This is a genomic window from Marinobacter fuscus, from assembly GCF_003007675.1.
Classification (GTDB): Bacteria; Pseudomonadota; Gammaproteobacteria; order Pseudomonadales; family Oleiphilaceae; genus Marinobacter; species Marinobacter fuscus.
Window position 1 is genome coordinate 60,195 of the sequence record NZ_PXNP01000076.1, and the last position, 20,244, is coordinate 80,438.

At 57.5% G+C, this 20,244-nt stretch carries 18 protein-coding genes; 7 read left to right on the forward strand and 11 right to left on the reverse strand.

The genetic code is table 11. The features are described 5' to 3' along the window. The first annotated feature begins 34 nt into the window (after positions 1 to 34). Positions 35 to 1,078: an HDOD domain-containing protein gene (locus tag C7H09_RS09850; RefSeq protein ID WP_106762352.1), complete on the forward strand. Its 1,044-nt coding sequence runs from the start codon at positions 35 to 37 to the stop codon at positions 1,076 to 1,078. A 9-nt stretch (positions 1,079 to 1,087) separates the two neighbouring features. Here C7H09_RS09850 and C7H09_RS09855 read toward each other — a convergent pair whose 3' ends face one another. The 4 genes from C7H09_RS09855 to C7H09_RS09870 all read right to left on the reverse strand — a co-directional run bounded on the left by C7H09_RS09855 (position 1,088) and on the right by C7H09_RS09870 (position 6,559). Next, the gene (locus C7H09_RS09855) at positions 1,088 to 2,419 is read right to left on the reverse strand and encodes a YihY/virulence factor BrkB family protein (protein ID WP_106762353.1); all 1,332 of its coding nucleotides are present in this window, start codon (positions 2,417 to 2,419) and stop codon (positions 1,088 to 1,090) included. A gap of 99 nt (positions 2,420 to 2,518) precedes the next feature. Further along, positions 2,519 to 4,255 (reverse strand): methyl-accepting chemotaxis protein, encoded by a 1,737-nt coding sequence (locus C7H09_RS09860; protein ID WP_106762354.1) that lies wholly within the window; start codon positions 4,253 to 4,255, stop codon positions 2,519 to 2,521. Between the two features lie 11 nt (positions 4,256 to 4,266). Then, on the reverse strand, positions 4,267 to 5,484 hold the full coding sequence (gene malE / locus C7H09_RS09865; protein WP_106762355.1) for a maltose/maltodextrin ABC transporter substrate-binding protein MalE: 1,218 nt from the start codon (positions 5,482 to 5,484) through the stop codon (positions 4,267 to 4,269). 139 nt (positions 5,485 to 5,623) lie between these two features. Further along, the gene (locus tag C7H09_RS09870) at positions 5,624 to 6,559 is read right to left on the reverse strand and encodes a D-2-hydroxyacid dehydrogenase (RefSeq protein WP_106762356.1); all 936 of its coding nucleotides are present in this window, start codon (positions 6,557 to 6,559) and stop codon (positions 5,624 to 5,626) included. A gap of 74 nt (positions 6,560 to 6,633) precedes the next feature. Here C7H09_RS09870 and tmpT point away from each other — a divergent pair, with 74 nt between their 5' ends. From tmpT to C7H09_RS09895, 5 genes are all read left to right on the forward strand, one after another. Continuing rightward, entirely contained in the window at positions 6,634 to 7,293 is a 660-nt protein-coding gene (gene tmpT / locus C7H09_RS09875; protein WP_106762357.1) for a thiopurine S-methyltransferase, read from the forward strand. Positions 7,294 to 7,547: 254 nt separating this feature from the next. Continuing rightward, a complete protein-coding gene (locus C7H09_RS09880) occupies positions 7,548 to 9,470 on the forward strand; it encodes a PrkA family serine protein kinase (protein ID WP_106762358.1) in 1,923 nt (640 codons plus the stop codon). 20 nt (positions 9,471 to 9,490) lie between these two features. Then, entirely contained in the window at positions 9,491 to 10,786 is a 1,296-nt protein-coding gene (locus C7H09_RS09885; protein ID WP_106762359.1) for a YeaH/YhbH family protein, read from the forward strand. After that, positions 10,783 to 12,342, forward strand: coding sequence for a SpoVR family protein (locus C7H09_RS09890; protein ID WP_106762360.1), 1,560 nt, complete (start codon positions 10,783 to 10,785; stop codon positions 12,340 to 12,342). The genes C7H09_RS09885 and C7H09_RS09890 overlap by 4 nt, the downstream gene beginning before the upstream one ends. 169 nt (positions 12,343 to 12,511) lie before the next feature. After that, positions 12,512 to 13,942 carry a WS/DGAT/MGAT family O-acyltransferase gene (locus C7H09_RS09895; protein ID WP_106762361.1) on the forward strand — a complete coding sequence of 477 codons (1,431 nt, stop codon included), beginning with the start codon at positions 12,512 to 12,514 and terminating at the stop codon, positions 13,940 to 13,942. A 6-nt stretch (positions 13,943 to 13,948) separates the two neighbouring features. Here C7H09_RS09895 and C7H09_RS09900 read toward each other — a convergent pair whose 3' ends face one another. The 3 genes from C7H09_RS09900 to C7H09_RS09910 are packed head-to-tail and all read right to left on the reverse strand — an operon-like array spanning position 13,949 to position 15,053. Beyond that, positions 13,949 to 14,386, reverse strand: a complete 438-nt coding sequence (locus C7H09_RS09900) for an RrF2 family transcriptional regulator (protein ID WP_106762362.1) — start codon at positions 14,384 to 14,386, stop codon at positions 13,949 to 13,951. A gap of 26 nt (positions 14,387 to 14,412) precedes the next feature. Further along, positions 14,413 to 14,781 (reverse strand): YbaN family protein, encoded by a 369-nt coding sequence (locus tag C7H09_RS09905; protein WP_106762363.1) that lies wholly within the window; start codon positions 14,779 to 14,781, stop codon positions 14,413 to 14,415. 47 nt (positions 14,782 to 14,828) lie between these two features. Next, complete coding sequence (locus C7H09_RS09910) at positions 14,829 to 15,053, reverse strand: hypothetical protein (RefSeq protein WP_106762503.1); 225 nt, start codon at positions 15,051 to 15,053, stop codon at positions 14,829 to 14,831. 217 nt (positions 15,054 to 15,270) lie between these two features. On the opposite strand from C7H09_RS09910, the gene moaA reads away from it, so the two are divergent. Beyond that, complete coding sequence (gene moaA, locus C7H09_RS09915; RefSeq protein WP_106762364.1) at positions 15,271 to 16,263, forward strand: GTP 3',8-cyclase MoaA; 993 nt, start codon at positions 15,271 to 15,273, stop codon at positions 16,261 to 16,263. Positions 16,264 to 16,362: 99 nt separating this feature from the next. Here the strand turns inward: moaA and C7H09_RS09920 are convergent, their stop codons facing one another. Genes C7H09_RS09920 through C7H09_RS09935 form a run of 4 tightly spaced genes read right to left on the reverse strand, consistent with a single transcriptional unit; the run spans position 16,363 to position 20,036 of the window. Further along, positions 16,363 to 16,995, reverse strand: coding sequence for a nitrous oxide reductase accessory protein NosL (locus C7H09_RS09920; RefSeq protein ID WP_106762365.1), 633 nt, complete (start codon positions 16,993 to 16,995; stop codon positions 16,363 to 16,365). A 16-nt stretch (positions 16,996 to 17,011) separates the two neighbouring features. Further along, a complete protein-coding gene (locus tag C7H09_RS09925; protein ID WP_106762366.1) occupies positions 17,012 to 17,842 on the reverse strand; it encodes an ABC transporter permease in 831 nt (276 codons plus the stop codon). Continuing rightward, positions 17,839 to 18,771: an ABC transporter ATP-binding protein gene (locus tag C7H09_RS09930; protein ID WP_106762367.1), complete on the reverse strand. Its 933-nt coding sequence runs from the start codon at positions 18,769 to 18,771 to the stop codon at positions 17,839 to 17,841. The genes C7H09_RS09925 and C7H09_RS09930 overlap by 4 nt, the downstream gene beginning before the upstream one ends. After that, positions 18,768 to 20,036 carry a nitrous oxide reductase family maturation protein NosD gene (locus C7H09_RS09935; protein ID WP_106762368.1) on the reverse strand — a complete coding sequence of 423 codons (1,269 nt, stop codon included), beginning with the start codon at positions 20,034 to 20,036 and terminating at the stop codon, positions 18,768 to 18,770. The genes C7H09_RS09930 and C7H09_RS09935 overlap by 4 nt, the downstream gene beginning before the upstream one ends. Between the last annotated feature and the right edge of the window lie 208 nt (positions 20,037 to 20,244).

Below are 20,244 nucleotides of genomic sequence, written 5' to 3' on the forward strand. Positions count from 1 at the left end.
TAACCGATAAATACATACCATTCGGAGGCAATGGATGCCTGGTTTTTTCTCGTGGATATCAGGCCTGTTCAGCCGCAACGCACCGACGCCTCAACCCGCCTCGGAAACCCGCCTGTTTAACCCCAGCCATTCCTCGCCCGATGGGGAACAAAGCCAGCAAGCGGAACTTGTTGCCCAGCTTGAAGACCATCTGTTCTGCTGGCTGCTCGATGTTCAGCCCGCAAGCCTCAGAAAGAACCCGGAAAAAGCCGAACAGCACCTTGCCGAGCTGGAACGCCGCCTGGTGGAAAACACCATGGAAGAACTGCCCAGAAGGCCTGGAAGCCTGCCCCAGCTGATGCGCGCGCTCGCTAACGAAAGCACTGAACGCAAAGAACTCAGCCGGATTATTCTCAGCGACCCCTCTCTGACAGACCAGTTGCTGAAGGTCGCCAACAGCCCCTACTTTCGCCTGGGTGATCACCTCATTGAGTCGGTAGACCAGGCGGTCTTTGTCCTGGGCGTGGATGGTATCCGCAAAGTCGTTGCTGCCGCCCTGATGCGGCCAATGATGGCCGCCCGCAACAGCCGCGAAGCCCTGTTCGCACAACGTTCGTGGCGCTGGGGCCTCACCTGCGCCTGGGCCTCGGAACTGGTCGCCCAGATCCATCGGCAAGACAGCAGTGGTCACTTTATCGTAGGGCTGCTGCCCGCTCTTGCCTACATGACCATTCGCCGGGAGATGGACCGGATCTGTCGGGCCGACAACCGGGGGCATGAACCGGAGCCCGCGCTCTTGCGCATTGCCTTGGCACGCTACCAGTGGGCCACCTGCCAGTTGCTGGCCAATGTCTGGGGGCTGCCTCCGAAATACCACGCCTGGCTCATGGCTGCCGAGCGACCTACACCACGAAAGAGCCATCGGGCACTGACCAAAGGCCTGCTGATCGGCACCCGGGAAATGCTGCGGCACGCCCGACAGCGGAATCTGGCTACTGAAGATCTTGCCCGCATTGTTTATCTGGAGCCAGAGCAGCTTGAACGTGTTCGCGGCACTTTGAACCGTGCTCTGGAGGATGGCGGCCCGGCCAAAGCGTAACGCCAGTGTTCAGTTTTTGGGTTCCGGGCCAAGCGGCGGAGCCTGCTGTAACAGGTCTGAAAACCGGATATCGTCGCCACCGGGCACCAGATTCACCAGCTCATCCGGCAGGGAGTGAGCTGGTATACGATCAACCACCCGATCATCATCCCGGCGCACAGCCCTGAGCACACTGCCCACAGTGATCAGATTCAGCGCACGGCCGGGCACCAGGCGATCACCACTTCCACCCGCCAGGTGCAGCAGCCCGGCACGAATCAGCTTGTCACTGATTCGTCGAGTTACCTCTCCGGGCACCCGCAACTGCTGTTCCAGAGACTCTTGTTGGGGGGCCGGTTCGCCTCGGCTGAACGGGCTGGCCACCATCCACATCAAGGCAAGCCCCACCCGCTCCTGCAACTCCGGCGCCAGTTCCACGCTCTGGCGCTTGGCGACGGCCCCTGGATTCTGCAGATAGAAAGCCAGGCTGGCCCCCAGCAGCAGAATCATCCAGTTAAGGTACGTCCAGATCAGCAGGATGATGCCCACCGCAAACCCCGAGTAAATGGCCGCATACTTGGCAGAGCCTGCTACAAAGGAGGCGAACAGCATTCCACCTGCCTGCCAGGACACACCGGCCACCAACCCGGCAATAAAAGCATAGCGCAGCTTCACCCGGGTATTCGGGATGAAAATGTAGACAAAGGTAAAGGCGCCCACCACCAGAAAGAACGGAGTAAACCGGCTGGCCAGCACAATCAGTGAACCAAAGGGCTCAACCGCCATCAGTTTCTGGGCAAAGTCGGAGGCAAAGATAGTGGCCGTCGCGCCGATGGCAGACACCATCAGCAGCGGCCCCACCATAATCACACTCAGATAGTTACTGAAACGCTGGGCCATGGAACGCATTTCCGGCACCCGCCAGATCATGTTGAACGAGCGCTCGATTTTCTGGACCAGGGAAATCACGGTATACACCAGCAGCGCCAGGCCCAGCGAACCCAGAACACCCACTTTTATGTTGTCCACAAAGCCCAGAATACGCTCAGCCACCTCCACACCCTGAGGGCCCATGGGCTGGAAGAACTGGTACAGGAAGGGTTCCATGCGCTGATGCACACCCAGCGCCTTGAGCACGGAAAAGCTCAGCGCCAGCAGCGGCACAATACTCAGCAGCGTGGTGTACACCAGGCTCATGGCGTGAAGCGTCAGGTTGCCGCTGATAATATCCCGCACCAGCGCGTAGGCGGTCCGTCCGGTTTTGTACAGCCAGGTCCATGGCCAGTGTTGCGGTGGATTGGGGTTGGCGAGAATCCAGGTTTCCGCATTCTGAAGCCGTTCTTTGAATTGGAATGAAGCCACACAACGTCCTGTTTGCCAGTGTTTTGTACAGATTATCAGTCAGATACCAAATCACAACAAAGTATGGCGCATTGTGTGGCTTTTACTAGCGGTTTCGGCTCAGTATCGGAATTGGCTGATATTCCCGCTCAAGACCTCGCTCAGGGTCGCCAGGGAATCGGTCATGCTTCCCGTATTGCGGGCATTGTCGGAAATATCCTCAATTTGGCTTTTGAGATTGATCAGGTTTTCATCGATCTTACTGACGGCATCGCTCTGCTCCGATGCAGCCTGGGCCACCTGCTGGTTAAGCAGGCGCATCTCTTCCGCCTTTTCGTCGATCAGCCCAAGGCTCTCGCTGCACTGCTGAATGCGCTGGACCGTTGCACGGCTCTCCTCCTGCCCGGCCTTTACCGCCTCCACGGCGTCACGAGCCTGGGCCTGAAGTGACGACACCAGGTCGTCAATCTGGCCGGTGGAATTGGCGGTCTGACTCGCCAGGCCCCGCACTTCGTCAGCCACAATGGCAAATCCCCGCCCCATTTCGCCGGCCCGGGCCGCTTCGATCGCAGCATTCAGCGCCAGCAGGTTGGTTTTCTCGGAGATTCCCCGGATCACATCCACGACCTGGCCGATAGACTGGCTCTGGCGGGCCAGCCCGGCAATGGTTTCGGCCACGGCTTCCACTCGCGTGTCCAGCCGTGCCATGGCAGCAACCGCTTCGCTCGCCGACTGGCCGCCACTGTGGGTCAGTCCACCCACCTCATCGGCAAGGCGAGCCGCATGATTGGCACTGGTACGAACTTCCTCTGCCGTGGCGGTGACTTCGTTGGCTGCCGTGGCCACCAGGCTGGTTTCCTCATGCTGACGCCCCACCTGGTCGGCTAGGCTCTGGCTGCTCTCCCGGCCACGGGCCGCCATATTTCCCAGTTCGCTGGTAGACGTGGCCACTTGACCAATCAAGCCACCGAATCGAGCCAGCATCTGGTCAAACGCGCGCGTAATCACGCTCAGTTCATCGTTTTTGCGGTATTCCAGGCTGCCACGCAGGTCATTGTCGGCCTGTATTTCCTCAATGCGTTGTCCCAGCCTGCGAACCGGTTTTAGCAGGGAGCGCAGGAACAGCGTGCCCAGCAACAGGGCCGAGATGACAAGCACGCCAGCCATTGCCAGGCTGACGGTTCCGGCCTGATCGATTTCACGTCGGATAGCGCCACCGCTCAGGGCGACCTGGTCACTGGCCTGCCTCACAGTCTCCACCGCGTCCAGCACACCCTCGGTGAGCACCGTCTCGCGTTGCTGGTACCCGCTTCGGATATCGTTAAGACGAGCGGTGAGACTGACCGCTTGCTCTCGCGCGGCCTCCGCCATCGAGCGCCCCATCAGCATCATGGATTTCTCAAAGAACTCGAACATTTTCTCGCCAAGCGTGCGGTACTGCTCCACGGTTTCCGTCATTTCCGCGATCTTCGCCTGCAGGCTGCTATCGGCAGCAGCCATGGCGGTCAGCTCGCCCACCAACTGTTCAGAGGCAGCCTGGGCTTTCTCCAGAGACTCCATGTCCGCATTCAGGGCGGCGTGGAAATACCAGTACTGCATCGCTCCCATATGCTGCTGGGCGACGGTAACACGTTCCGACAGCTTGCCCAGCGCCCGTTGCTGGTCAATCAGGTCGGACTGCTCATCAATAGCGACTGTTTGGCCGGCAATGCCGCGAGCCTGCCGGTCAACGCTGTCGCCAATGCCGGCGATCCGCTGATGAACCAGGGCCGACGACGCAACGGACAGTCCGATCAGGAGGGTAAATAACAGGATTACCCGGGAACGGATGGTCAACTCAAATCGGGGGAATGCCATAGCAAGCTCACTCAGTTCGTCACGTAATGCCGGCGTGTCCAGCCCCGCATGTCGTCCAGGCGCTGCAACCGGGTAGCAGCATTGGTCAGCGTGGGCCGAATTGGCGCGTCTTCCGTCAGCATGCTGGTAAAGCGATGGGTCATCAGATCCCAGAACCGTTTCATTTCGGGGATGTTAGGCATGATCTCTCCCTTACGCGCGGAGCGGAAGGTGTGATCTATGAACGGGTCTGCACTCAGGCTTTCTACAACATCAAGATGGGCCACGGCGCCCAGGGGTTTATCGCTGTTGACCGCATGGAGTCCGTCTTCTGTCAGCAGGTAGTCTTCCAGAAACTGGCGGGCGATCTCCTTGTTGGTGGATACCGCGCTGATACCAGCCGCCAACACACCCACAAACGGCCGCCCCGGTGAACCGTCTACCGTAGGGACATCAGCGATACCTACCCTGATACCCGTATCCCGCAACTCACTCCAGGCCCAGGGACCGTTTATAATCATCGCCACCTCGCCTGCCTTGAACCCATTCATCATGGAACCATAATCCTCGCCCTGATTCAGCACCCCTTGCTCAAGCAACATGCGGATTCCGGCCACGGCTTCGATCGCGCCATCGGTCGCTACGCCCACATCACTCAGGTCGTAAACAAAGTCCCTGGTGCCAAAACTGTAGCCACCAGAACCGGCAAAGATTGGCCAGGAGAAGTACACATTCAGATAATCCCAGGCAATGGCACGGCCCCCCCGGGCACGCAGCTCACGATCCAGCTCAGCAACCTCCGCCAGCGTGTTCGGTGGTGTACTGACCAGATCCTTGTTGTACAACAAGCTGACCACCTCCATGGCAATGGGATAGCCATAGACCCGTTCGCCAACAGAGACCGACTGCCAGGCGAACGGCGCAATAACCTCTCGCACATGGGGAGAGGGAACGACGGGCTCCAAATGACCTTCGTTGATCCAGCTACCAAAACGGTCATGGGGCCAGATAATGATGTCCGGGGCCCGTGCCGTGAACCCATAGTGATCGTAGAGAGTGGTCAGATCTTCGGGAGTCTCTACAGTGACAGGAATGCCAGTTTCCTGCTCAAACCGTCTACCCACCTCCGCAAGGCCATTAAAGCCCTTGTCGGCATTTATCCAGATGAGCAACTCGCCACGTTCAAAGGCAGAAGCCAGAGGTGAAAACACACTGAAAGACAGCAGAACAGCCAGAATGGTTCGGATCATTGCATGTTGCCCTTTTCTTGTTATTCGGCGTTCCGAACATGTAAGCAAAGAGCGTCAATGATCACGTCATACCACGGCCAACTTTTCGGGGCGTAGGCCAGGGGCGTATCGCTATCCCCCTGGCGAAGTCGAGCAATTCTCAGGCACCCGATGCCAGATTCCGCGCCGTAATCTCAACAATCCGTTGTCTGGCCTCGCGGCTGGCCCAGGCCGAGTGCGGGGTGAGAATCAGGTTGGGAATAGCGTCTGCCAGCAGAGGGTTGCCATTGCGGGGAGGCTCTTCGGTCAGCACATCAAAGCCCGCGCCGGCAATATCACCATTCCGCAAGGCATCAGCCAACGCCGATTCATCGACCAAGCCACCCCGGCTGGTGTTGATCAGCAGTGCCGAAGACTTCATTAAACCCAGTTCCCGGGCACCAATCATGTTGCGGGTTTCTTCTTTCAGCAGGCAGTGCAGTGATAGCACATCAGCCTGCATCAACAGGTCATCCAGCGGAACTCGAGGATAGCCGTCCACTTCTCCGGGCTCTTGGCCGGGCCGGCAGCCAAGCACGATGTTCATGCCAAACGCTTTGGCCCGTTCCGCGACACCCTGGCCCAGATCGCCGTAGCCGACAATGCCCAGCGTTTTGCCTTCCAGCTCCATAATCGGGTAGTCCATCAGGCAGAACATATCGCTTTTGGCCCACTGGCCATTGCGGGCATCCCGGTTGTAATCCAGCAGCCGGGTGGCCAGTGTCAGGATGAGTGCCATGGTGTGCTGGGCAACGGTGGAACGGCCATAATTGGTGACGTTCATTACCTTGATGTCGTGGGCCTTGGCCGCCTCCAGATCGATGTTATTGAGGCCAGTTGCCACCACCGCGATGGTTTTCAGTTCCGGGCAGGCTTCAAAATGTTCGCGGTTCAGCACCACCTTGTTCACCAGCACCGTATCAAAGCCCCGAATCCGTTGAATCACCTGATCCGGCTTGGTGCGCGGGTGGCAGGTCAGTCCGCCGGTGATGTTTTCAATGGGGCTCAGATCCACATCCTCACCCAGTGTTGCAGCATCCAGAAAAACGGCTTTCATACTTTTCTCCTGACTCATCGACCCCACAGATTAAGGTAGACTGAAGAAAACGATCAATCTCCGGGAGGCTACCCATGGAACACGAATTCTGGCACGAACGCTGGGCAAAAGACCAAATCGGCTTTCACGAGGGCTCGGTGAACCAATATCTGCACGATCACTGGCCGGAACTGGCTGGCCAGGGCACCGACGCTGTGTTTGTGCCCCTGTGTGGCAAAGCCCAGGATATGTGGTGGCTGCACGACCGGGGCCATCCGGTCATTGGCGTGGAATTGAGCAGCATTGCCTGCAAAGACTTTTTCGAAGAAGCACAGGAAAAAGCCCAGGTGCAGCCGGGCGAACCTTTCACGGTATTCCGCCACCATGAACTGCAACTCTGGTGCGGTGACTTTTTCCAGCTTGCACCGGACGACCTGAAGCACACCCGGCTGGTGTATGACCGAGCGGCGCTGATTGCCCTGCCCCCGGCCATGCGCAAGGGTTACGTGGATCACCTGACTGCAGTCATCCCCGATGACACACGCATCCTACTGATTACCCTCGACTACGACAGTACAGAAATGCAGGGCCCGCCGTTTAACGTGAGCGATCAGGAAGTGTTTGAGCTTTACGGCGAAGATTACGACATCAACCACGTGGTCAAACGAGACATGGCCCGTGACAACCCCTTCGCCAAACGCAAAGGCCTGCGCAACGGCGCATCAGAGAGTGTCTTCATTCTACGGAAAAAATAATCTCTCCGGCGGGGCCCGCCAGGCTCCGCCGCCTAACACAATTTAATGAACCTAAATCGCCCGCCGACTGTCCAAGCCTTAGAGTCTGAACTAAGCTCAAAATTAAGCAGGCCGGATGCAACCGGTTAACGTATACCTGCTCAGAAACATCCCAATTTAACCAGCAACCAGATACACCGCCGGGAAAGGCGGCGAGAGATCAACGGGGAACGTGTGTGATTTTATAACAGGTAAGAGTCAGCGAGGGGCTATCTATGAGCATTCTGCAGCACTTCAAGAACCGGTATGACCAGTTTCAGGAAGAGGAGTATTCTCTTGAAGAATACCTGGAGATCTGCAAACAAGACCCAACAGCGTACGCCACCGCCGCCGAGCGCATGCTGATTGCTATCGGCGAACCCGAACTGATCGACACCTCCCGTGACCCCCGCCTGTCACGCATCTTTTCCAATAAGGTCATCAAACGTTACCCGGAATTCGACGAGTTCTACGGCATGGAAGACGCCGTGGAAAACATCGTGTCTTTCTTCCGCCATGCGGCTCAGGGCCTGGAAGAAAAGAAACAGATTCTCTATTTGCTTGGCCCGGTCGGCGGTGGTAAATCCTCACTCGCTGAAAAGCTCAAGGCGCTGATGCAGAAGGTGCCCTTTTACGCCATCAAGGGTTCACCGGTGAATGAAAGCCCGCTGGGGCTGTTCGATCCGGCCGAAGACGCGCCGATTCTGGAAGAAGAATACGGCATTCCCAACCGCTACCTGAAAAACATCATGTCGCCCTGGGCGGTCAAGCGTTTGCACGAATTCGGCGGCGATATCAGCCAGTTCCGGGTAGTAAAACGCTACCCCTCGGTGCTGGATCAGATCGGTGTGTCGAAAACCGAACCCGGCGACGACAACAACCAGGACATCTCCGCCCTGGTGGGCAAGGTGAACATCCGGATGCTGGAGGACTTCTCCCAGGACGACCCGGACGCCTACAGCTTCAGTGGTGGCCTGTGTAAAGCCAACCAGGGCCTGCTGGAATTCGTCGAGATGTTCAAGGCGCCGATCAAGGTTCTGCACCCCTTGCTAACCGCCACCCAGGAAGGCAACTACAACACTACCGAAGGCATGGGCTCAGTGCCCTTCGACGGGGTGATTCTTGCCCACTCCAACGAGTCGGAGTGGCAGACCTTCCGCAACAACAAGCACAACGAAGCCTTCCTTGACCGGGTCTACATCGTCAAGGTGCCCTACTGCGTGCGGATCACCGAAGAAATCGAAATCTACCGCAAGCTGCTCAAGAACAGCTCCCTGACCGGCGCCCCCTGCGCGCCGGACACCCTGGATATGCTGGCCCAGTTCTCGGTGCTGTCGCGCATCAAGGAACCGGAGAACTCCAGCATCTTCTCGAAAATGAAGGTCTATGACGGCCAGAACATCAAGGACACCGACCCCAAGGCCAAATCCATCCAGGAATACCGGGATGCCGCCGGGGTGATGGAGGGCATGGACGGCCTGTCGACCCGTTTCGCGTTCAAGATTTTGTCCAAGGTGTTCAACTTCGACACCACCGAAATCGCCGCCAACCCGGTGCATCTGCTGTATGTGCTGGAAAAGCAGATTGAGCAGGAACAGTTCCAGACCGAAATCCAGGAGCGCTACCTGCGGTTCATCAAGGAATACCTGGCCCCGCACTATGTGCAGTTCATTGGCAAGGAAATTCAGACCGCCTATCTGGAGAGCTACAGCGAATACGGCCAGAACCTGTTCGATCGCTACGTAACCTATGCCGACTTCTGGATTCAGGATCAGGAATACCGGGATCCGGAAACCGGTGAGATCCTTGACCGTTCGTCCATCAACGACGAGCTGGAGAAGATCGAGAAACCTGCGGGCATCTCCAACCCGAAAGACTTCCGCAACGAGGTGGTCAACTTCGTGTTGCGGGCCCGGGCCAACAACGGAGGCAAGAATCCCTCCTGGCTCAGCTATGAAAAGCTGCGCAGTGTCATCGAGAAGAAGATGTTCTCGAACACCGAAGATCTGCTGCCGGTGATTTCCTTCAACCCGAAAGCCAGCCAGGAAGATCAGAAGAAGCACAAGCAATTTGTGGAACGCATGGTTGACCGTGGGTACACCGAGAAACAGGTGCGCTTGCTTGCCGAATGGTATCTGCGCGTCCGGAAGTCCCACTAACGGCCAGCAGGAGCAGTTCTATGGGTATGACCCACATTGTTGACCGGCGCCTGAACGGCAAGAACAAGAGCGCAGTGAACCGGGAACGGTTCCTGCGCCGGTACCGGCACCACATCAAGAAAGCGGTGTCGGATGCCGTACAGAAGCGTTCCATTACCGATATCGAGCGGGGCGAGAAAGTCAGCATTCCGACCCGCGACATTGAAGAACCTGTTTTCCACCATGGCCAGGGCGGCCGGCAGGAAGTGGTGCATCCCGGCAATCAGGAATGGGTGGCCGGAGACACCATCCCCAAACCCGAGGGCGGAGGCGGGCAAGGCCAGGGCCAGGGCAAAGCCAGCCCCGACGGCGAAGGCATGGACGAATTCGCTTTCCAAATCACCCAGGAAGAATTTCTGGATTTCCTGTTTGACGATCTGGAATTGCCCAACCTGGCCCGCAAAAAGCTCAAGGACACCGAAGCGTTCAGTTACGTGCGCTCCGGCTTCACCACCCAAGGCGTGCCCGCCAAGTTAGATGTGGTGCGTTCGTTAAGGGGGGCCCATGCCCGACGCCTGGGCCTGGGCGGCGCCCGCAAGAAGAAAATCCGGGATCTGGAAGCCCAGCTGGCCGCGCTGAAATCGGCACCGGAGGAACTGGATCTGGCCTTCAGCCACGCTGACCAGATCAGGGTACTTGAGGAGGAGATCGCCCGCCTGAAAGCCAACGTGCGGCGCATTCCGTTTATTGATGAAATCGACCTGCGCTACCGGCAGCACCTGAAGCAGCCCAAACCGGCCACCAGTGCGGTGATGTTCTGCCTGATGGACGTATCCGGCTCAATGACCCAGATGCACAAGGACATCGCCAAGCGCTTCTTTATCCTGCTGTACCTGTTCCTGAAGAAGAACTACAAGAAAATCGACGTGGTGTTTATCCGGCACCACACCAGCGCCAAGGAAGTCGATGAAGAAGAGTTCTTCTACAGCCGGGAAACCGGGGGCACCATCGTGTCCAGCGCCCTGAAACTGATGAACAAGATCATCCAGTCCCGTTACTCACCGGCAGAATGGAACATCTACGCCGCCCAGGCGTCGGACGGGGACAACTGGAATGACGATTCACCCATCTGCAGCAAATTGTTGTCTGAGCGCATATTGCCCCAGGTGCAATACTACTCCTACATCGAGATCACACCTCAGGATCACCAGATGCTGTGGTACGAATACGAAAAAATTATGGAGCAGTATCCCCAGAGTTTCGCCATGCAACAGATCGCCGACCCCAGGGATATTTATCCGGTTTTCCGCCAGTTGTTTGAGAGGAAAGCGGCATGAGCAGCCTGATTGATCGCCCAAACGCACCGGAGAGCGAACAGCCCAGGGCAGGATCGCCCATTTCCACCAGCTCGGAGTGGACTTTCGATCTGATTCGCCAATACGACGAGGAAATCGCCAAGTGTGCAGCCGAGTTTGGCCTGGACACCTACCCCAACCAAGTGGAGGTGATCACCGCCGAACAGATGATGGACGCCTACAGTTCAGTGGGCATGCCAGTGGGCTACCATCACTGGTCGTTCGGCAAGCAGTTCCTGCAAACTGCCAAGGGCTATCAGCGCGGGCAGATGGGCCTGGCCTATGAAATCGTCATCAACTCCAACCCCTGTATCGCCTACCTGATGGAGGAAAACACGCTGCCGATGCAGGCGCTGGTGATTGCCCATGCCAGCTATGGCCACAACTCCTTCTTCAAGGGCAACTACCTGTTCCGCACCTGGACCGACGCCAGTGCCATCATTGATTACCTGGTCTTTGCCCGGCATTACGTGTCTGAATGCGAGGAGCGTTACGGCGTGGATGCCGTAGAGGAAATTCTGGATTCCTGCCACGCGTTGATGAACTACGGTGTCGACCGGTACAAACGCCCCTCCCCGATCTCAGCCGCCGAAGAGCGTCGCCGCCAGAAAGAGCGGGAGGAATATGAGCAGCGGCGCATTAACGATTTGTGGCGCACCATTCCCAAAGCCAACGAAGATGACGACCCGGTGCGGCGCAAGACCCGTTTTCCCGCAGAACCACAGGAAAACCTGCTGTATTTCATCGAAAAGAACGCTCCATTGCTGGAAACCTGGCAGCGGGAACTGATCCGGATTGTACGCAAACTGGCCCAGTACTTTTACCCCCAGCGCCAGACCCAGGTGATGAACGAGGGCTGGGCCACCTTCTGGCACTACACCCTGCTGCACCGGATGTATGACAAGGGCCTGGTGAACGACGGCTTCATGCTGGAATTCCTGCAAAGCCACTCGGCGGTGGTGTATCAGCCACCGTTCAACAGCCCCTGGTATTCGGGCATCAACCCCTACACGCTGGGCTTTTCGATCTTCACTGATCTGCGCCGGCTTAGCGAAAACCCCACCGATGAAGACCGGGAGTGGTTCCCCGATATGGCGGGCAAAGACTGGCTCGAAAACCTCCACTTCGCCATGCGCAACTTCAAGGATGAGAGTTTCATCCAGCAGTTCCTGTCGCCCAAGGTGATGCGGGATTTGCGGCTGTTTGCCATTGAAAACGACGACCAGGAAGATCATTACAAAGTCACCGCTATTCACGATGAACCGGGCTACCGCACCCTCCGGGAAAAACTGGCCCGCCAGTACAACCTGAGTTATCGCGAGCCTAATATTCAAATCTACAGCGTGGATGTTCGGGGAGACCGCTCTCTGACCTTGCGCCACATTCCGGTAGACCGCGTGCCTCTGGGCAAGGAAACCGACGAAGTGCTTCGCCACGCACATCGGCTCTGGGGCTTTGATGTGCATCTGGAGAGTGTGGATGAAGGTGTTGTGGTGGCGGAGCATCATTGCCCGCAAGGAACAGACGACGAGCATTAATCCTTACATACCGTTACAGCCCGGCCAACACCAGATCGAAACGGCGAATCTGTGCCGAATGTCAAATTCGCACTTTTGTTTGATCGTTCGCCGTGCCGGTTCGCCGTATACTTGCAGCTAACAATCAATGAATAAATAAATAACGAAAACTGGCGGAGAACGATAAGGAATGAAACGTCTAGGAACACTGGATGCATCCTGGCTGGCGGTAGAATCCGAAGACACCCCGATGCACGTGGGAACCCTGCAGATTTTCTCCCTGCCGGAGGGCGCACCCGATACCTTCCTGCGGGATATGGTCAGCCGAATGAAAGAGGCCGGAGATGTGGCACCGCCCTGGGGTTGCAAACTGGTCTGGCCGGGTTTTCTGGCGCGTGTGGTAGCCCCCTTCTGGAAGATCGACAAGAACATCGATCTGGATTACCACGTTCGCCACTCTGCACTGCCTCGCCCGGGTGGCGAACGGGAGTTGGGTATTCTGGTTTCCCGGCTGCATTCTCACCCGCTGGATTTTTCCCGGCCACTGTGGGAATGCCACGTAATTGAGGGGCTGGAGAACAACCGCTTTGGCCTGTACACCAAAATGCATCACTCGATGATTGATGGCATCAGCGGTGTGCGCCTGATGCAGCGGGTACTGACCACAGATCCGGATCGGCGCAATATGGCACCGCCCTGGACCGTACGCCCGCAGCAGCGGCGGGCCACTAAAACCGACAAAGAAGCAAGCGTTCCTGCCGCGATTTCCCAGGCTATGGATGCCCTGAAATTGCAGGCCGATATGGCACCCCGGTTGTGGCAGGCCGGGAATCGCCTGGTACATTCCGCCCGGCATCCGGAAGATGGCCTGACCGCACCCTTTACGGGCCCGGTTTCACTGCTGAACCACCGGGTAACCGGACAACGCCGGTTTGCCACCCAGCATTACCCCCTTGATAAGCTCAAGACACTTGCCCACGAATCCGGTGCATCGCTGAATGACCTTGTGTTGTATCTGTGCGGCAGTGCGCTTCGCCGGTTTTTACTGGAACAGGGCAACCTGCCTGAGGCACCACTGACGGCAGGCATTCCGGTAAACATTCGCCCGGCCGACGATCAGGGCACGGGTACCCAGATCAGTTTCATGATTGCCTCACTGGCCACCGACGAAGCAGAACCGCTGAACCGACTACAACAGATCAAAACCTCCACCCGTCGGGCTAAGGAACATCTGCAGAAGTTACCCCGTAGCGCCCTGACCCAGTACACCATGCTGCTGATGTCACCCTATATTCTACAGCTGCTGTCCGGGCTTGGTGGGCGCATGCGGCCGGTGTTCAACGTGACGATTTCCAACGTGCCCGGGCCGGAGCGAACGCTCTACTACGAAGGAGCAAAGCTGGAAGCAATGTATCCGGTATCTCTGATCGCCCACGGTGGCGCCCTGAACATCACCTGTCTGAGCTACGCCGGGTCTCTGAACTTTGGCTTTACCGGTTGTCGGGATACCCTCCCGAGCATGCAGAAACTGGCGGTATATACCGGTGAGGCCCTGGATGAACTGGAGGCGGCCATTCTGCCTCCGAAAAAAAGAAAGTCTGCGGAGAAAGCGAAGAAGTAGCCTGCCTCAGGCAATCTGAAGCAGGCGAAGCAGCTGGGGCCGGTGCTGATCATTGATCACATCGGCCAGGGTGTATTTATCCAGCACCTCAAGGAAGGCTTTCAACGCTTCCCCGAACATGGACTTAAGCCCGCACACCGGCGTAATTTTGCAGCTATTCTTCGCTGAGAAACACTCAACGATACTGAAGTCCTGTTCGGTTTCCCGCACCAGCACCCCCACGTTGATGTCTTCCGGCGCCAGATGCAGGCGCATCCCGCCTTTCTTGCCCCGTACCGTTTCGATGTAACCTTTCTTGTTCAGCTGGTGTACCACCTTCATCAGATGGTTTTTCGAAATCTCATAGCTGTCGGCAATTTCCTGGATAGTGGCCAGACGATCACCCTGGGTTGCCAGATAGATCAGCACTCGAAACGAGTAATCGGTATAACGGGTGATATGCATTCAAAACTCCAACAAAACAGGCCGACTCAGTAGGAGGCCCTGCTCAGAATATAGACGGCGACGGCGGCCATACACAGGCCCGACGTGGCCAGAACAAAAACCGGAAACCCGAGCCATGCTAGCAGCAGCCAACTGATCAACATCATGCTGCAGGAAAGCACCTTGGCTTTGCGCGGTATGGCTCTGCGCAAACGCCATTCTTCGATTGCTGGCCCGAACGTGGGGTGGCCCTCAAGCCAGGCGGCAAACGCAGGTGACCCTTTGCTGGCAAAAAATGCTGCCAGAATAACAAAGGGCGTGGTTGGCAACAGCGGAAGCACTACCCCTACAGCCGCAATCGCGACACTGATATACGCCAGAATCCGAAAACCGGTTCTGCCTGGCTGCACGGCCATGGCTCCCGCCTCATCGTTGTTCACGTCAACAACTATTTTAGCGCGATTCAGTGTACAGGTCTCCCCAACCGGCTAAGGAAAGCAAGGCGGGCAACATAGGCGATCTTGATACCGACGGCAAACAGCAAGGTGCCCATGTGGGCGAAAATCTGCAACACCATGGGCAGCCTGGCCGCCAGCGGGTATGCCAAGGCCACCGTAATCACCAACCCCAGCATACTCAGTAGTACCCCGGTGTTGGCCCGGAACAACCATTTCTCGTAAGTTTCCATCATTGTCTCCCCCGGCCAATTGGCCGATTCTGCTAAGGCGTATCTCACGTTTACTTCCTTCTCTTTTTAACATATATCCCATATAAATGTTATAGAGGAAATCGGCCATGACTGCAAACAACACAGGAATACTCCCCGAGGGGTATCGGAATCCGCTGAACGGTTTGCCATACTTGGGGTACACTGATGTAGAAAGATTGAACAGGATATGGCGTCCATGCCCCAGAATCGACTGACAGACCGCTTTGGCCGCACGGTGAATTATGTTCGCCTGTCGGTGACTGACCGTTGCGATTTCCGGTGCGTGTACTGCATGGCCGAGGACATGACCTTCCTGCCCCGCCAGCAGGTGCTGACGCTTGAAGAAATCGCCCGGGTGGCCCGCAACTTTGTCACTCTGGGCACCGAGAAGATCCGCCTTACCGGTGGTGAGCCGCTGGTGCGCAAGGACATCCTCGAACTGGTGCGCGAGATCGGCAGTTTCGGGCTCCGGGACTTCGCCATGACCACCAACGGCAGCCAGTTGCCCATCATGGCCGAAGAGCTTCGCCGTGGCGGCCTGCATCGTTTGAATATCAGCCTCGATTCCCTGGACGCCGACAAGTTCCGTACGATCACCCGCACCGGCAAACTCAGCCAGGTGCTTGATGGCATCGACGCCGCCAAAGCGGCCGGGTTTCGGGGCATCAAGCTGAACGCAGTGGTGATGAAGGGGCGTAACGACGAAGAAGTGCCGGAGCTGGTCGAGTTTGCCCGGCGCAAAGAAGTCGACATTACCTTTATCGAAGAAATGCCGCTGGGTGAGATTTCAGAACACGACCGGGGCTTGGCTCTTTGTACCAGCGATGAAGTCCGGGATATTATCCGCCAGCACCATGAGCTGCTGCCCGCCACAGAAGACTCCGGTGGCCCGGCGCGGTACTACCGGATGCCAGGCAGCAAGACACGGGTGGGCTTTATCTCCCCTCATTCCCACAACTTCTGCGCCACCTGCAACCGCGTGAGGGTAACGGTTGAAGGGCGATTGCTTCTGTGCCTGGGCAATGAGCACTCGGTTGATCTTCGGCGGGTTCTTCGGAGCCACCCGGAATCCGATGACAAATTACAGGAAGCCATTATCAAAGCCATGGATCTGAAGCCGGAGAAACACCATTTCTCCAGTAATGGCGATGTGCAGATTCTGCGTTTTATGAACATGACGGGCGGCTGACCCGCCGGTTTATAACCTTCTCTTCCTGCCCGGACGGAGCCTCTGTCGATTCCGGGCCTGCATGCTAACTCGCCAGCAAGCCCGTTCAAGCGCCGTCTGTTAATGCCCCATGTCGTGATCCTGGTGCACGCTCTGCTCCTGCATTGCTCCGTGGTCACCATGCATATCATGTTCACCCGACTGGCCGTCGCCATCGTGCATACCGCTCATGTCGTGCATGGCCATGCCCGCACTCAGGTGGTCTATGGTGATATCGGCAAACGCCAGTACCTCACCACCATGCTCTGCGGCGAAAGTGTCCGCCTCTTCGCGGGTGGCAAAGCTGGCCAGAGTCGGGCCCATGGCGCCCTGCCGTTCAGAATTGGCAACATAGAAAGCCTCTCGGGCGTTGATCAGCTGAGTGTCATCAGGGCTGGCCCACTCCGCCTGGGCCATATTGTGCACGTACAGGGTGTGATCCCTGTTCACATTTTCCGGCTGCAGGAACCAGGCAAACATGTCCTTGGTGGAGCAGAATTTGCGAACATCCTGCTCCCGCTCGGTAAATGCCTGGCCTTTTGGCCCCGGGAAGTTAGTGATCACCATCCCGCAAACATGGCATTCGTCACCGGATTCAAAATGCACTGGGTCCGGTGCCTTGGCCACCTGCTCTTCACTGCCGCTGCAACCCGCCAGCATAACCGCCGCCATACAGGCCAGAACCCACTGCAATACGAATTTAGACTTTCTCATGATCTCTCCGGTAACGTCAGATTTTTCGATTCTTGAATAACAGCAAGGCACCCGCCAATGGCAGAGCACACCAGACAATCAGGCCCAGCCAAAGGCCACCGGCACCGATGGGCAGATCCGCCCCAAGGCTCAGCACGCCGCTCAGCTGGGCGCTGTCGCCAAAGGCCACAATGTTCAGTAGCCGGTAGATATCTGTGGGGTTGAGCATCAACAGCCAGGGCAATAATTCCGGGTTCAATTTGCCTTCACTGGCAACCAGCGTGCCCAGCAGCACCAGGTCAAAAATCAGCACGAAGAAAAACCAGATGGCCAGAGCCAGGCCAGCGGCAACCGGTTTCTCGCTCACCCGCACGCTCACCAGATAGGCCAGAGCAATAAAGCCCCACCCCAGCAGCACTGTGGAGCCGATAAAACGCCCCATGGCCACCGCCAGGCTCGCTACTGCGACATCATCCACCAGCACCGCAATGGCAATAGCCGCCACGCCGAACCCGATCAGTGTGGCCAACGCCAAGGTAAGCCCATGGCCGAGAAACTTGCCCAGCAATAACTGGCTTTTGCTCAACGGGTAGGTCATCAGCAACAGTAATGTGCCGCCTTCCTCTTCACCGACAATGGCATCGTAGGCCAGCAGCAGAGCAATCAACGGAATCAGGAAGATCCCCAGGCTGGCCAGGCTGGCGATGGTAGCCGGTGTTGAGGCGTAGCCCACCTGGCCAGACGCCGCCGCACCAAACCAGGCAATCCCCAGAGCCAGGGTGGCAAACACCAGAGAGATAGCCACCAGCCAGCGGTTCCGCAGGCTGTCGCTCAGCTCTTTTCGGGCGATGGTCCAGATTGCGTTCATTGGCTACCTCCGCGATGCGCCAGGCCACCCGACCCGATGAAGTGCACGTAAATGTCTTCCAGGCTGGGTTGATGAACCCCCAGATCCGCCAGCTCGCCGGACTGTATCAGGCTCTCGATCAAGGCCATTTTCTGCTGTGGCCGCACATCCACCAGTAACCGGCCATTCGAACTTTTCATCATCAGCCCGGCCCGCTGGTCGGCCCGGTCAATCGCCATTTCCAGAGCCGCCACGCCATTGGCGGGCTGCAAGGTCAGGGTAACCGGCATATTGGCCTGCTTGCGCAGCGAGGGCAGATCACCCGCGGCTTTCAGAGCGCCGTCGGTGAGAATGGCGGCCCTGTCAATGTAGGGCTCTACTCCCGGCAACACGTGAGAACACAGCACAATCCCCGTGCCGTCATCGCGAAGGTCGCGCAACAACCGGTACAGATCCGCCGTGGCCACCGGATCCAGGCCCACCGTGGGCTCGTCCAGCATCAACAGCTTCGGCTTGCCCAGCAGCGCCTGAGCCAGCCCCAGCCGCTGGCGCATGCCTTTGGAATAGGTTTTGGTGCGGGACTCCATGGCATCCCCCAGCCCCACCTGTTCCAGCAGTGCAGGCACCTGGGCCAGTGGCGCGCCCTTGAGACGGGCAAAATGGCTGAGTATCTCCCGCCCGGTCAGCTGCGGGTAGAACATGACGTTCTCCGGAAGGTAACCGATATGCTGGGTAATCTGCGGGTCTCCTGCCTCTCCCCCCAACACCGACACTTTGCCTTCCGTGGGCTTCATCAAACCCAGAATCAGCTTGATCGACGTTGTCTTGCCAGCACCGTTGTGGCCAAACAACCCCAGAATCTCCCCCGGCTCCAGCCGGAGATCAACACCATGCAGCACCGTTGCCTTGTCGTAACGGTGGCTGACATTATCCAGACGAAAACAGTTCATCGGGTCTCCGATTGCAGATGTTCAGGAACACGCATCAGGGGCCGGGGATCCTTCACCCCCGCAGATTTCACTACCGGAAAGGCATCCTGCACCCAGCGCAGGGTATCCACGGCCGGGCTGAACATCAGCACCTTGGCCTCCGGATACTTCCAAAGCAGGCGGTCCACGTTATCGTTGGGCTCGTAGGGCACATCCCCGAGGCCATCCTGATTGCGATCCCACCCCAGATAATCACTCCAGTAATTGCCCCGGCCATCCTCCGCCCAGCTCTGGGTGCGGGTGGCCACATACTTCACCTGCCGCTGATTTTCCACAAAGGCGTTGTTGAACACCCGGTTCTCTTCGGAACCGGCGGTCAGGTGAATGCCGATGTTGCTTTGGCCGAAATAGTTGCCCTCAAAGGTGTTGTACAGCGAGTTGTAAATGAACACCGCTTTACCCTCGGCACCGGAGATCACCACCCCGGCACTCTGGCCCTGGGAAACCCCGGTCACCACGTTATTGCGCAGTTCCGAATTGGTGATGAAGTTCATCAGAATGCCGTAGTTCTCGTCGTTCTCCGACCGATTATTAAAAACCTTCAGGTACTTGCTCTGCATCAGCGCATAACCGGTACGGGTGCCCCGGGTGACGTTGTTTTCCAGCAGGTTATGCATCGAGTACATGTAATGAATGCCGTAGCGCAGATCCGTCATCACGTTGCCACGGATGGTGTTGCGGTTGGCGGTTTCAATGTAAACCGCGTCGCGGGTCTGGCTGATGTCGTTGCCCTCAATCAGCGCCCCGGTGGTATTGAACAAGTGAATACCGTTACCCCGATCCTGCGACCGCAGGCTGACATCACCCCGAATATGGTTGTTGCTTACGGTCACATTGGGCGTTGCATCCAGCCAAACCCCGAATGCAGGCCCCTGCAACCGATTGTTGCTGACCACCGCACCCTCGGCCTCCCGGGCGACGAATATGCCCGCATCCAGCTGGTTCAGATCCTTGCCCCAGTTGCGTACCTGGCAACCGGTAAAGGTGACGTTTTCCGCAAGAATCTCCACCGCATTGCCCTGCCCGCCGCCATCAATCACCGTTTCCGGTGCGCAGGCCACAGTAATGCCCGGCACCCTGACAGCCAGCGGCGACAATGTTTCCGGGGGAAGCTGGAACGAAGAACCCGGCGCAAGAGCGTCCAGATCCTGTTGAAGATCCGCCGTGGCGGTCAGCGCAAACAGAGCGACTGACAGGGCCACTCCATAACGCAATGTGTGATACATCAATAGATCTCAAAGGTGTTAAAAAATACTCTACTTTACTTTGATCGCAGACTTGCTGCCTACGTTAGGGCAAATCGATGGGAGAAGCCTTTCCAAAACCTTGCGGAGCCAGGGATGGCGGAGCAGAGCGTACATGGATGTATCCACAGCGTGTTTTGGAAAGGCTTCTCCCAACGGTTTGCTTCACCAACGTTGCAAATCAGGGAGC

Coding starts and splice junctions, on each gene's coding strand:
- C7H09_RS09850 (WP_106762352.1), top strand. CDS start 35: ATGCCTGGTTTTTTCTCGTGGATATCAGGCCTGTTCAGCCGCAACGCA.
- C7H09_RS09860 (WP_106762354.1), bottom strand. CDS start 4,255: ATGGCATTCCCCCGATTTGAGTTGACCATCCGTTCCCGGGTAATCCTG.
- malE (WP_106762355.1), bottom strand. CDS start 5,484: ATGATCCGAACCATTCTGGCTGTTCTGCTGTCTTTCAGTGTGTTTTCA.
- C7H09_RS09870 (WP_106762356.1), bottom strand. CDS start 6,559: ATGAAAGCCGTTTTTCTGGATGCTGCAACACTGGGTGAGGATGTGGAT.
- tmpT (WP_106762357.1), top strand. CDS start 6,634: ATGGAACACGAATTCTGGCACGAACGCTGGGCAAAAGACCAAATCGGC.
- C7H09_RS09880 (WP_106762358.1), top strand. CDS start 7,548: ATGAGCATTCTGCAGCACTTCAAGAACCGGTATGACCAGTTTCAGGAA.
- C7H09_RS09885 (WP_106762359.1), top strand. CDS start 9,491: ATGGGTATGACCCACATTGTTGACCGGCGCCTGAACGGCAAGAACAAG.
- C7H09_RS09890 (WP_106762360.1), top strand. CDS start 10,783: ATGAGCAGCCTGATTGATCGCCCAAACGCACCGGAGAGCGAACAGCCC.
- C7H09_RS09895 (WP_106762361.1), top strand. CDS start 12,512: ATGAAACGTCTAGGAACACTGGATGCATCCTGGCTGGCGGTAGAATCC.
- C7H09_RS09900 (WP_106762362.1), bottom strand. CDS start 14,386: ATGCATATCACCCGTTATACCGATTACTCGTTTCGAGTGCTGATCTAT.
- C7H09_RS09905 (WP_106762363.1), bottom strand. CDS start 14,781: ATGGCCGTGCAGCCAGGCAGAACCGGTTTTCGGATTCTGGCGTATATC.
- C7H09_RS09910 (WP_106762503.1), bottom strand. CDS start 15,053: ATGGAAACTTACGAGAAATGGTTGTTCCGGGCCAACACCGGGGTACTA.
- moaA (WP_106762364.1), top strand. CDS start 15,271: ATGCCCCAGAATCGACTGACAGACCGCTTTGGCCGCACGGTGAATTAT.
- C7H09_RS09920 (WP_106762365.1), bottom strand. CDS start 16,995: ATGAGAAAGTCTAAATTCGTATTGCAGTGGGTTCTGGCCTGTATGGCG.
- C7H09_RS09925 (WP_106762366.1), bottom strand. CDS start 17,842: ATGAACGCAATCTGGACCATCGCCCGAAAAGAGCTGAGCGACAGCCTG.
- C7H09_RS09930 (WP_106762367.1), bottom strand. CDS start 18,771: ATGAACTGTTTTCGTCTGGATAATGTCAGCCACCGTTACGACAAGGCA.
- C7H09_RS09935 (WP_106762368.1), bottom strand. CDS start 20,036: ATGTATCACACATTGCGTTATGGAGTGGCCCTGTCAGTCGCTCTGTTT.